At 41.2% G+C, this 12,496-nt stretch carries 14 protein-coding genes; 3 read left to right on the top strand and 11 right to left on the bottom strand.

Annotated features, from left to right (window positions below; all coding sequences use genetic code 11):
- Window positions 1–35: 35 nt before the first annotated feature.
- Complete coding sequence (gene cydH, locus OCU78_RS04850) at window positions 36–125, bottom strand: cytochrome bd-I oxidase subunit CydH (RefSeq protein ID WP_137372432.1); 90 nt, start codon at window positions 123–125, stop codon at window positions 36–38.
- A 145-nt stretch (window positions 126–270) separates the two neighbouring features.
- Here cydH and OCU78_RS04845 point away from each other — a divergent pair, with 145 nt between their 5' ends.
- The 3 genes from OCU78_RS04845 to OCU78_RS04835 all read left to right on the top strand — a co-directional run bounded on the left by OCU78_RS04845 (window position 271) and on the right by OCU78_RS04835 (window position 3,068).
- Window positions 271–864 carry an outer membrane beta-barrel protein gene (locus OCU78_RS04845; RefSeq protein WP_137372431.1) on the top strand — a complete coding sequence of 198 codons (594 nt, stop codon included), beginning with the start codon at window positions 271–273 and terminating at the stop codon, window positions 862–864.
- 606 nt (window positions 865–1,470) lie between these two features.
- Complete coding sequence (locus tag OCU78_RS04840) at window positions 1,471–2,949, top strand: sodium-dependent transporter (RefSeq protein WP_137372430.1); 1,479 nt, start codon at window positions 1,471–1,473, stop codon at window positions 2,947–2,949.
- Between the two features lie 17 nt (window positions 2,950–2,966).
- Complete coding sequence (locus OCU78_RS04835) at window positions 2,967–3,068, top strand: methionine/alanine import family NSS transporter small subunit (RefSeq protein ID WP_137372429.1); 102 nt, start codon at window positions 2,967–2,969, stop codon at window positions 3,066–3,068.
- 195 nt (window positions 3,069–3,263) lie between these two features.
- Here OCU78_RS04835 and OCU78_RS04830 read toward each other — a convergent pair whose 3' ends face one another.
- From OCU78_RS04830 to fabG, 10 genes are all read right to left on the bottom strand, one after another.
- Window positions 3,264–3,668, bottom strand: coding sequence for a hypothetical protein (locus OCU78_RS04830; protein ID WP_137372428.1), 405 nt, complete (start codon window positions 3,666–3,668; stop codon window positions 3,264–3,266).
- 162 nt (window positions 3,669–3,830) lie between these two features.
- Complete coding sequence (gene ptsG, locus OCU78_RS04825; protein ID WP_137372427.1) at window positions 3,831–5,261, bottom strand: PTS glucose transporter subunit IIBC; 1,431 nt, start codon at window positions 5,259–5,261, stop codon at window positions 3,831–3,833.
- A 445-nt stretch (window positions 5,262–5,706) separates the two neighbouring features.
- Window positions 5,707–6,474 carry a TatD family hydrolase gene (locus OCU78_RS04820; RefSeq protein ID WP_137372426.1) on the bottom strand — a complete coding sequence of 256 codons (768 nt, stop codon included), beginning with the start codon at window positions 6,472–6,474 and terminating at the stop codon, window positions 5,707–5,709.
- The gene (locus tag OCU78_RS04815) at window positions 6,465–7,430 is read right to left on the bottom strand and encodes a DNA polymerase III subunit delta' (RefSeq protein WP_137372793.1); all 966 of its coding nucleotides are present in this window, start codon (window positions 7,428–7,430) and stop codon (window positions 6,465–6,467) included. Before OCU78_RS04815 ends, OCU78_RS04820 begins: the two co-directional genes overlap by 10 nt.
- A gap of 6 nt (window positions 7,431–7,436) precedes the next feature.
- Window positions 7,437–8,069 (bottom strand): dTMP kinase, encoded by a 633-nt coding sequence (gene tmk / locus OCU78_RS04810; protein ID WP_137372425.1) that lies wholly within the window; start codon window positions 8,067–8,069, stop codon window positions 7,437–7,439.
- 2 nt (window positions 8,070–8,071) lie between these two features.
- Window positions 8,072–9,094, bottom strand: coding sequence for an endolytic transglycosylase MltG (mltG, locus tag OCU78_RS04805; protein ID WP_137372424.1), 1,023 nt, complete (start codon window positions 9,092–9,094; stop codon window positions 8,072–8,074).
- Window positions 9,091–9,909, bottom strand: a complete 819-nt coding sequence (pabC, locus tag OCU78_RS04800; RefSeq protein ID WP_137372423.1) for an aminodeoxychorismate lyase — start codon at window positions 9,907–9,909, stop codon at window positions 9,091–9,093. Before pabC ends, mltG begins: the two co-directional genes overlap by 4 nt.
- A 104-nt stretch (window positions 9,910–10,013) precedes the next feature.
- Window positions 10,014–11,258: a beta-ketoacyl-ACP synthase II gene (gene fabF, locus OCU78_RS04795; RefSeq protein WP_137372422.1), complete on the bottom strand. Its 1,245-nt coding sequence runs from the start codon at window positions 11,256–11,258 to the stop codon at window positions 10,014–10,016.
- A gap of 93 nt (window positions 11,259–11,351) precedes the next feature.
- Window positions 11,352–11,585, bottom strand: coding sequence for an acyl carrier protein (gene acpP, locus OCU78_RS04790; protein WP_004737381.1), 234 nt, complete (start codon window positions 11,583–11,585; stop codon window positions 11,352–11,354).
- 166 nt (window positions 11,586–11,751) lie between these two features.
- Complete coding sequence (fabG, locus tag OCU78_RS04785; RefSeq protein ID WP_167494006.1) at window positions 11,752–12,486, bottom strand: 3-oxoacyl-ACP reductase FabG; 735 nt, start codon at window positions 12,484–12,486, stop codon at window positions 11,752–11,754.
- Between the last annotated feature and the right edge of the window lie 10 nt (window positions 12,487–12,496).

Raw genomic sequence — 12,496 nt, 5'->3', positions numbered from 1 at the left:
TGAAGATCAATCCATCTCGTCTACCTAGTAAAAATCTAACTGCCAATCGCGATAAAACCGAAAGTGATGATTATCGCTAAAGCGAAAACAACAATTTGTAGAGCATTTTTCAGATTTTGGTCCATAGACACCTCTGTATTTTTTATAAGTTTTATTTGGTTCTATTAAGTTGTATCAGCTGTGTGAAGTATCTTCAAGAATCGTCCAAATAAGTCGCACAATATTGGTGTAACCATCACAATTGGGGGGTGTATAGAAAAGGATAAGCTAATGAACACCAAAGCAAATATAGTTGCTCTACTCGCTCTTTTTTCAGTTTCAAATTTGTATGCAGCCCCAAATGTGATAATTACCCCTTTAGTTGGTTACACTGGCGGTGGTGGTGTAGAAGATGAAGACGGTAACTCTTACGACATGGAAGGTTCAGAGAGTTTTACTTTTGCCATTGAAACACCGTTAGATAAAGGACGTATCGGGCTATTTTATTCGAATCAACAGTCTCAGCTTGAAACGTTAAACATTGATTCATCTATCCAGTATCTACATTTTCAAAGTAGTATTTATTATCCTGCTAATGAAAAATTGTCGTCTTATTTAGGGCTTGGACTTGGTGTTTCTTATGTTGATGTTGATTGGGCAAAAGACAAGTACGGGTTCTCAACTTCTGTATTCGGTGGCTTTGAATACAAGCTTGGAGACAATATCGCATTAAACAGCCAACTCAGATGGCTGGGTACCGTCGTTGATAATGATACTTCAGGCGCCTGCACCCTACCCACGACAGGTCAATCCTGCATTATTAAGTTTGATACAGACTGGATGAACCAATTTCAAGCAAGCCTAGGACTAACCTTCTATTTCTAATAAAAAACGTCTAACCATAAAATTTCTAATAAACGTATTTGAACTACAACCTGTAGCCACCAATACAATGATTAGTTCACCCGCTTCAAATAAACACACAATTAAGTCGTATATTCTGAAAAATCGTCAGCCTCACCGGTAGATGTTGGCGATTTTGACTATCATTCGTTTATTTTTCAGTCATACACACCAATTTATTCTAAAGCTCATTCATCTTATAAAATCAATCTAAGCAGATTATTCCTCTATTTTATTAAAGGCAAACAATCGGCACATTCCACATCATCACCCTTACAACAAATTTAACACCATTTGCGAACAATTAAACAACATCTTCATTCTATTGATCTAACTAATATTAGTCGTTAATCTCACTTCAATGCCGTAGCTGAATATTTCAGCTTGTGCAAACACACATCAATATTTATAGAGTTATATTCTGAGTTTTCACTACATAAATAAAACTATAATCTAATAAAATGCTTAATCACGGATGATAGAGTAAAAAATCAAACTAAAATTGGTCACTTACCTATTCACTTCAAAAATTAAAGCATTGTGTAATGAAAAGCTTCATATCTCAGGGACGTTATAAGGAGTTAACAAATGAAGCGAGAACAATGGGGATCCCGAGCTGGGTTTATACTTGCTGCTGTAGGATCTGCGATCGGATTAGGTAATATTTGGCGTTTCCCTTATATGGCATATGAGAATGGCGGCGGTGCATTCTTTATTCCATACCTTTTTGCCATGCTTACTGCCGGTATTCCTTTCATGATTTTAGAATTCAGCATGGGTCAAAAGTATCGCGGTTCTGCACCTGCGACTTTAGCTCGTATCAATTCAAAATTTGAATGGCTTGGTTGGTTCCAAGTGGGTGTTGCTGCGGTTATCGCGGTTTACTACGTTGCCGTTATTGGCTGGGCTATTTCTTACTTTGGTATGTCGTTCAACCAAAGTTGGGGCACAGACACTAATGCTTTCTTCTTCAGTGAATATTTAGCACTGGGTGATAACTCTCCAACGGACCTAGGTAGCATCCAATGGGGTATAGCTGGTTCTATGCTTCTAGCGTGGGCAATTACTTATGCCGCGATTGTTGGCGGTGTAAAAGCCGGTATCGAGCGTGCTTCTAAAGTAATGATGCCAATTCTATTCATCATGGTGGTATTACTGATTGGTCGCATGGTTTTCCTACCAGGCGCACTTGATGGCGTGAACTACATGTTCGAGCCCGATTTCAGTAAGCTGTGGGATGTGAAAGTTTGGGCTGCTGCTTATGGTCAAATCTTCTTCACTCTAAGTATCGGTTTTGCAATCATGCTGGCTTACTCAAGCTACTTACCTGAAAAGTCCGACATTACGAATAATGCGTTCATGACCGTATTAATCAACTGTGGTTTCTCAATCCTTGCCGGTATTATGATTTTTTCTGTTCTTGGCTACATGGCTCAAGAACAAGGTAAACCATTAACAGAAGTGGTTTCTGCTGGTGTTGGCCTTGCATTTGTTACGCTACCAGCCGCAATCAACTTGCTTCCGGCGCCTTATATTCTAGGTCCGCTGTTCTTCTTCGCGTTAGTTGTTGCAGGTTTAAGTTCTCATATTTCAATCATGGAAGCGGTAACTTCTGCAGTCATGGATAAGTTAAATTGGAGCCGTAAAAAAGCAGCAAGTATTGTGATTGGTTCAGGCGTTGTAGTTTCAATGGCATTCGCGACTAATGGCGGCTTGTTACTACTCGACCTTGTTGATCACTTTGCTAACAATGTGGGCATCATGGTAGGCGGTTTCATTGAAATCTTACTAATGGCATGGTTACTGAATAAAATCGGTGACGTACGTGAGTACGTTAACAAAGTCTCTGATTTTGCTATTAGCGGTTGGTTTGATATCTGTATTCGTTTTATTACGCCAGTAATGCTAGCAGTAATCCTAACCACTAAGCTTCAAGCTCTATTTACTGAAGGTTACGGTGGCTACGATCTCACTCTTGGTTGGGTAATGATTGCTGGTCTATTTGCAGTTGGTGTACTCATCAATTTTGCAAGCAGCAAAAATACTTCAAATAACAAGACAGCTTAAAATAAGGAAGCTTAATTATGACAACTAGCGCAATTATTATGATGGTTCTTGGTCTTGGTATTACTTGGGGTGGCGCCGCTATCTGTATCAAGCGAGCAATGGATAAGCAGCAAGATTAAGACTTAACCTACCACTGGAAGTTTCCCGATAAAGGGTTTCTATTTACACTTAAATAAAATGCCAGCTTAAATGCTGGCATTTTTACATCTCAATACAAAGGTATCTCGTATAGTAAGTAATATGTCTCTATTCGATACGCTTCTTAATTCTAAAAGAAGCTTTCGAAACAGGCTTATCACTCGACAAGCTAACGCTTAAAATTTGTAAGTAATACCTAATGCACCACTTAGCTGTAGTTCCGGACCTTTGTATAAATTCAACTCCGGATGAACCTGCGCATAAAGGTTCCAACCATCATAGAAATTGACATTCATTCCTAATGGAACTCTCGCACCAAACTCATCATTCCATTCATTCCAAGCTCCGACTCCAACATACCAACTCATCGAGGTTTCCGGGTCTATCACACCTCTTTTCAAGATATAGTCGAAAGCCATACCATCGTTACCCGCAGTAACTCTGTAAGTATCATCAACTTCAACCACAACGCTCAGTTGTTGGTCAAAAGCCATCCCCACAGCAAGCTGCGGCGACTCATTGGCATGAATCCAAGGTGATAAAACAATAAATGGCAAGCCAAGTAAAAGATTCTTTTTCATATAGAGACACCATAACGAAATATATGGACAAATTTTACGGTGAACTTGAATTAGGGTGTCAGACGGGTGTGAGGTTACTTTATGGGAATGAAAAATATCTAAACCTAAATCCAGACACAAAAAAGGAGGCGCTAGGCCTCCTTTTGTCGTTGGAATCAGTGATTATCCGTTATTACGAATCCACTCATCCATATCTGTTTTAAGGTTGTCAGACTTAGTACCGAAGATAGCTTGAACACCACCAGCTACTACTACGACACCAGCTGCACCAAGTTGTTTCAGTTTATCTTGGTTTACTGCTTCAGTATCAGCTACAGCAACACGTAGACGAGTGATACAAGCATCAAGACCAGTGATGTTAGCTTTGCCACCAAACGCAGCTACAAGCTCACCAGCTAGCTCTGAACCAGTTGCAGTGCTTGCTTCTTCTGTTTCATCTTCACGACCTGGAGTTTTAAGGTCAAGCGCTTTGATAACAGTGCGGAATACGAAGTAGTAAAGCGCAGCGTAACCAATACCACAAGCAACCATTAGACCCATCTTAGACGCATTGCCAGACAGAACTAGGAAGTCGATTAAACCGTGTGAGAAAGAAGTACCGTGTACAAAACCTAAAGTGTTCGCTAGAACGTACGCAGAACCAGCAAGTAGAGCGTGGATTGCGTAAAGAACAGGAGCTACGAATAGGAAAGAGAACTCGATTGGTTCAGTAATACCCGTTAGGAATGAAGTTAACGCAGCAGATGCCATGATACCCATTACTTTAACGCGGTTTTCAGGTTTAGCCGAGTGTGCAATTGCGATTGCAGCAGCTGGAAGACCAAACATCTTGAACATGTAACCACCTGCCAGCTGACCGAAGCCGTTGCCTGCAGCACGAGTTGCGTCATCAGCAACTAGGTAACAAGTAAGAACACCATTTTGAGTTTCGCCAGCAGCGTTGATACAAGTACCAGCTTCAAAGAAGAAAGGCACGTTCCAAACGTGGTGAAGACCGAATGGGATTAGTGAACGTTCAACGATACCGTAGATACCAAATGCAACTTGTGGATTTTGGTGAGCAGCCCAATCAGAGAATGCTGAAATAGCACCGCCAACTGGTGGCCATACTACTGATAGTAGGATAGCAAGACCAATCGCAGAGAAACCTGTGATGATTGGCACTGCACGCTTACCAGCGAAGAAACCTAAGTATTCAGGAAGTTGAATACGGAAGAAACGGTTGAATGCCCACGCAGCAACACCACCGATTAGAATACCACCTAGTACACCAGTATCGATTTTTTCAACGCCCATAACACCAGCCATTACGCCTAGTGTAGCAGTCATAATACCGTAACCAACGATAGCTGCTAGACCAGCAACACCGTCGTTATTAGTGAAGCCAAGTGCTACACCTACTGCAAATAGCAGTGCCATTTGACCGAAAACTGAACCACCAGCTTGTTCCATTAGGTTTGAAACAATTTCTGGAATAAAAGAAAGGTCTGCTGCACCGACACCAAGCAAAATACCCGCAACTGGTAAAACTGATACTGGTAGCATCAGTGACTTACCAACTTTCTGCAGGCTAGCAAAAAGGTTCTTAAACATGTTTATGCTCCTGATAAAGATAAAAATAATTATATGGGTTCTAACGGCACACCCCCGTAGCCTAAATGTTAGCACCCTATGAAAATGTAACCATCTGTTGCGTTATATTTTCTGCCTCTAAATATATATTGAGCAGTTACTAACTTACTAGTGAGTTACGAAATTTAGTTTCAAAACAAGTCTTGGATCACATGGAATATTTAGCAATGCAATGCTTTTCAATAAAACAAGCTATTGTTTTAAAAGAAAAAATACGGACACCCTCTTTATTTTACTAAGTAAATAAAATAGATCGTCATGTTATTTTTAGTAACAAAATTACAAATGAGGTATTTTTGGCTCTCAGGTTCAACATAATCAGTAAACATTAAAATATTGATCATTTCTCGTGATCAAAGACGCAAAAAAGGGAGCTTTCGCTCCCTTTTTATTCATCATTAACTTTCTATCGCAAAAAAAGTTTTTGATAATTTTCGGTCGTTTTTCGTCCAACCTCAGCAATAGAAATGCCCTTAAGCTGAGCGATATAAGCTGCCACTTCTACAACATATGCAGGTTGATTCTGTTTTCCACGATGTGGTACTGGCGCCAAATATGGAGAATCAGTTTCAATTAGAAGCCTATCTAATGGCAAGTTCTTAACGATTTCTTTCAGCTCTGTAGCCTGTCTAAAGGTGACAATACCGGAAATAGAGATATAAAAGCCTAACTCCATTGCAGCATCAGCAAAAGCTTGATCTTCAGTGAAGCAATGTATTACACCACCACATTTATCAGCGCCACCGTTGCGTAAAATAGCCAGAGTGTCCTCTCGAGCATTACGAGTATGGATAATAAGCGGCTTATTTACCTCTACTGCCAATTCTACATGTTGCTCAAATCTTAGTTTCTGTAAATCGGCTGTTTCTGGTTGGTAATGGTAATCTAAACCCGTTTCACCAACAGCAACTACTTTGGAATGCTTCGCGAATTCATGTAACTGATCTAAAGCGAAATCACTTTCCACATCCAAAGGATGTACACCACAAGATGCATTCACATTGTCAAACGGTGAAATCATTTCTAGCATATTTTGAAACGAGTCTAGTGTTACTCCAACCGACAACAATTGATGGACGTTTGCAGCTTTCGCCTTATTAACAACATCTTCTACATTCAGGTGTAGGTCTTCATAATTTAGTTTGTCTAAATGACAATGAGAATCTACAAACATGCTTCCCCGCAAACTGTGATTAACCAATTCATAATAAGTAATTCTGTATTGAGCCCTGGGTGTTGCTTAAGTTGCTCAATTAATGCCGCTAACGTTTTAGAAAGTTTATACGCATTTGGGTAATCCAATACGTCTTTTAACTCTTGGGAGCTAGGGATAAAGGATTCACTTTCAACTCCAAAATGTTTTTTCTGGACGTCTGAAAGCAAGTACCAAATCCAAGACAAGTGCTTGGTAGGTTCTTTCGATAATGTAGTCGCAAAAGACATTAGGTCGACATCAGTCCCATCGACAACCTTCACAAACTGTCGAAGCACTTTATCGCAAGCTTCTACTTCCCCACTTTCAACCATGGTTTTAGCCGTAAGTGGAGCATTATTTACTAGAGCCAACACATATGGCGGAACTGTTTTACTTAGCTCTTTGCTAAGCCATTTAGATGCAGTAATTGCACTTGGGCTTGTTATTGTTGTTTGTTGACAGCGGCTACGAATCGTTGGCATTAAAATACTGGTATTTGATGTTGTCAGAACAAAAATACACTTACTCGAAGGCTCTTCTAACGTCTTCAATAACGCGTTTGATGATGCTTCATTCATAGCTTCTGCTGGATCGATCATAATGACACGATACCCACCCAGCTGAGATGACTCTAACGCCCAGCGGTTACTAGCTCGAATTTGATCAACAGTAATCGCTTTACCTTCTTTTTCTGGTTGTATTCTGTGTAAATCAGGGTGACTACCAGACTTTACTAACTCACAACTATGGCAAAAGCCACAAGCTTCACTTTCATAGTTAGCACACATAAGTGCAGCGCTGAGCTGCTCAAGCAGAGAGTCGACTCCCAAACCATCAGGTGCGTTAACTAGCACAGCGTTAGGGAAGCGTTCTGCATCCAAACTTTTTTGCCAATCACCCCAAACAGGCTCCAGCCAAGGATATAATTGCCCCATCATTACCTACTGTTTTACTAACCAATTGCGCAGCGCATCTTTAATATCGCTCGCAACAAATTCAATCTCTTGTTGAGCATTAATCACAAGAACAGAGTCATCTTGTTCTGCAATTTCGAGGTAACGTTCACGAGTACGATCAAAAAATGAAATATCCATCTTTTCAATACGATCCAATTCACCTCTTCCTCTAGCTCTTTCTAGACCAACTCTTGGATCTAAATCTAAATAAAGAGTCAGGTCGGGCTTAAAATTACCTAATGTCGTTAATTTTAACGCTTCCATAGTTGAACGAGAGATCTGACGCCCGCCCCCCTGATAAGCTTGTGAAGACATATCATGACGATCGCCAACCACCCAATGACCATTTCCTAAAGCAGGTTTTATGACATTCTCAACAAGTTGTACTCTCGCTGCGTACATCAATAATAGCTCAGTCATGTCTTGGAGTACTTCGCCTTCATGTTCTTCTTTAACAAGCGAGCGCATTTTTTCAGCTAGGACCGTTCCCCCGGGCTCACGTGTACTTGTAATATTCTCAACGCCAGACTCTTTTAATGTCGCCAGAATTGCATTAATTGCTGTGCTTTTACCTGCACCCTCTAAACCTTCAACAACGATAAACTTTGACTGATTCATAATTATTTCTTTTTATTTTTTCTTAACTGTTTTAAATATGCACGAACCGCTCTGTTATGCTCAGCTAAGTTCTTTGAAAATACATGCCCGCCGGTTCCACTAGCAACAAAGTAAAGGTAGTTGCTCTTCTCCGGATTCAGCGCTGCTTGAATTGAAGCTTTACCTGCCATTGCAATAGGTGTAGGTGGTAACCCATTTATGGTGTAAGTGTTATATGGCGTAGGTGTGCGCAGGTCTTTCTTACGAATATTGCCATCATAGCTATCACCCATACCATAAATAACCGTAGGGTCTGTTTGCAAACGCATTCGCTTATTCAAACGGTTAATAAAGACCGAAGATACGCGCTCACGCTCTGAAGCAACTGCAGTTTCTTTCTCAATAATAGACGCTAAAATCAAAGCCTCATAAGGTGACTTTAGCGGCAGTTTTGCTACTTTACTTTCCCATTCACGATTTACGACGTCCATTAAGTTTGTATGTGCACGTTTAAGTAAATCTAAATCCGTTGTACCGTAAGTATAATGATAAGTCTCAGCAAGAAAGAGCCCTTCCAATTTCTGGTTATCAATACCCAATTTTTGTGCGATTTCTTTTTCAGATACACCTTCAAGTGTCTGTTGAATGAACTCACTCCCTTTAAGTTGAATCATCCATTCATCGAAGCGGCTGCCTTCCACAAAGGTGATCGTAAACTGGTGCTCTTTTCCTTCTACCAGTACCTGTAATGCTTGCTCTAAAGTCAAACCCGGCTCAAAAAGAAAGGTGCCCGCTTTTACATCAACAAGTTCAGGGTGTAGCTTTCGGATCAATCGGTCATAAGGTGATGCTGTAAATAGATTTTCATCAACCAATTGGTTTAGCACGCGGTTAAAACTAGTGCCTGAGTTGATGGTTATTACTTGAGAGCTTTCTAACTGAATAACTTTTTTTAGCTGGTCTTGCGCTTGGTTATATACATAAAACGCAGCTGAAGCTGCTAAAACTAAGCACAAGATAATAAAAATAAATAACTTTTTGATCACGAGTTCAATTGTCCTTGAAGGCTACGAGTGACGGGGCCGATATTAAAATGAGTATTTCTAACGCGGGTAATAGGTGCGATACCTAAAATTGAGTTAGTCATAAAGACTTCGTCAGCTTGAAGAAGCTGATCCAAATGGTAATCACCGATTTTAACAAACTGCTCAGTAGAGTCGAGGGCCATTAACACTCGCTTACGCATCACTCCAGCAACACCACTTTGCGAAAGTTGAGGAGTATAAATTTTATCTTTGATTCGCCAGAACAGATTCGCCATTGTGGTTTCAATTACATGTCCCGAAATATCGAGAACCACGCCATCCACTTCTTGAGCTTGGTCCATCTCATCTTTCATTAAAATTTGTTCTAGACGGTTGTTATGCTTATGACCTGCTAATAATGGATTAAGCCCTAGAGCTTGCTGGCACAGACCTAGCTGAACGCCATCATGGTGCCAATTATGATAATGACTGGGATAATCAAAGGTACTAATGGTTACCATTGGTTTTGAAACATTCAGTGGGCTATATCCACGACCACCAGCCCCACGGCTAACATGAAGTTTTAGTCCAAACTTAGTCTCATTTTGTATGGATTTACTTTGGATTGCATTGCTAAGCCAAGCAGTGGCTTCTAGCCAATTTAGCGGATGAATTTTCAATGCTTTCAAACAATCATCGACTCTATGCTGATGATCGTTAAAGTTAACGATCTTACCGTTAAGTACTAACATCGTGGTAAAGCATCCATCACCATACTGGAAAGAGCGATCAGAGATCTCGACCGTTTGCTGGCTTTTTCCGTCAACCCAAAACATGTTTTTCCCCATAAAAAGAAACGGCTCAATGCTAAAGCATCAAGCCGTTTAAAAACAAGTCTAATTGTGACTATCTACGAGTGTTTACGTCTTTAATAAGATGATTAAATCTTTTTGAAGATCAAACAGCCGTTTGTACCACCGAAACCGAATGAGTTACATGCAGCATATTCCATGTTGCTAACTTCACGCGCCGTGTGAGGTACTAAGTCAATATCTAAGCCTTCTTCAGGATCATCAAGGTTGATTGTTGGTGGAACAATTTGGTCAACCAGAGACATCGCTGTGATGATAGCTTCAGCAGAACCCGCAGCACCTAAAAGGTGACCAGTCATTGATTTCGTAGAAGAAACTAATACTTGTTTGCTGCCTGCTTCGCCAAGAGCACGTTTGATGCCCTTAACTTCTGCTACGTCACCCGCAGGAGTCGATGTACCGTGTGCGTTAACGTAACCGATTTGCTCACCAGTCACGCCAGCATCACGCATAGCCGCTTCCATAGCTAATGCGCCACCAGAGCCATCTTCACTTGGAGATGTCATGTGGTAAGCGTCACCAGACATACCGAAGCCAACGAGCTCACAGTAAATCTTAGCGCCACGAGCTTTCGCATGTTCGTACTCTTCAAGAACCATCATGCCTGCACCGTCACCAAGAACGAAGCCGTCACGACCTTTGTCCCATGGACGAGAAGCTTTTTGAGGCTCTTCGTTGCGAGTAGATAATGCTTTAGCCGCACCAAAACCGCCCATACCTAATGGTGTAGATGCTTTTTCAGCACCGCCCGCTAGCATTGCATCAGCATCGCCGTAAGCAATCATACGAGCCGCGTGACCAATATTATGTAGGCCAGTCGTACATGCAGTAGAAATCGCGATATTTGGACCGCGTAGACCACGCATAATAGACATGTGACCAGCAATCATATTCACGATCGTCGAAGGTACAAAGAACGGGCTGATTTTACGAGGGCCTTTTTCAGTTAAAGCCTTGTGACCGGCTTCAATCAAACCAAGACCACCAATACCAGAACCGATAGCAACACCCACACGTGGAGCGTTTTCTTCAGTAATAGTTAGGGCTGAATCATCTAAAGCTTGAATACCTGCTGCGACGCCGTATTGGATGAACAAGTCCATCTTACGAGCATCTTTTTTAGTCATATACTCTTCGCAGTTAAAGTCTTTAACTAGACCTGCAAAACGAGTTGAGAAATTGGTTGCATCAAAATGATCGATATTAACGATACCACTTTGACCAGCTAGCAGGGCTTTCCAAGAAGATTCTACAGTGTTGCCTACCGGTGACAACATACCCATGCCAGTGACAACTACACGACGCTTGGACACGATTTTACACTCCGGGAATTGAGGTGATTTAAGATGAGGATAGATGAGTTAGATAAAACACAGGCGGTCGAGATGACCGCCTGGGAGAGATTATTACTGAGCGCTAGTTACGTAATCGATAGCTGCTTGAACAGTAGTAATTTTCTCAGCTTCTTCATCTGGGATTTCAGTGTCGAATTCTTCTTCTAGAGCCATTACTAGCTCAACTGTGTCTAGAGAATCTGCACCTAGGTCATCAACGAAAGAAGCTTCGTTTTTAACTTCAGCTTCGTCTACACCTAGCTGTTCAACAATGATTTTCTTTACGCGTTCTTCGAGGTTGCTCATTTTTTCTTTTCCTTTACAGAGTTCGCTTTATGCGATGTTTTCCGTAGTTTATTCAATCTATTGAAAGTTGCAAGGTCAACTTTTCTGGTCAAACCACAATTTTCACGATTTTAACCGAAATTACGTATGATCTTGACTTAAATCATGCACAAATGTTGCACATAATTTACACCATGTACATACCGCCATTGACGTGAAGTGTTTCACCTGTGATATAAGCTGCCGCAGGTGACGCCAAAAATACCACAGCTTCAGCGATTTCGCGAGGGTCACCTAGTCGACCTGCTGGTACATTCGCCAAAGTTGCTGCTCGTTGGTCATCATTTAATGCTTTTGTCATATCTGTTTCAATGAAACCAGGGGCTACTGTATTTACAGTAATACCACGTGAAGCAACTTCACGTGCCATAGACTTAGTAAAACCAATCACACCAGCTTTTGCAGCAGCGTAGTTAGCTTGACCAGCATTACCCATAGTACCAACTACAGAACCAACATTAACGATACGACCTTGACGCTTCTTCATCATGCCACGTAATACTGCTTTAGACATGCGGAAGATCGGCGTTAAATTAGTATCGATGATGTCATTCCACTCATCATCTTTCATGCGCATAAGCAAATTATCACGTGTGATACCTGCATTATTTACAAGAATATCGATTGCGCCAAACTCATCATTTATGGTTTTCAGTGTAGCAGCGATTGACTCAACGTCTGTTACATTTAGAGCAAGACCTTTACCGTTCTCACCAAGGTACTCGCTAATTGCTGCAGCACCGCCTTCAGACGTAGCAGTACCGATAACTTTAGCACCACGCTCAACTAAAAGTTCAGCGATTGCACGACCGATGCCACGGCTTGCGCCTGTAACTAGTGCAACTTTGCCTTCTAAATTCATCATAACTTCT

The organism is Vibrio gallaecicus, from assembly GCF_024347495.1.
Classification (GTDB): domain Bacteria; phylum Pseudomonadota; class Gammaproteobacteria; order Enterobacterales; family Vibrionaceae; genus Vibrio; species Vibrio gallaecicus.
This window is presented reverse-complemented; position numbering and strand designations above follow the sequence as displayed.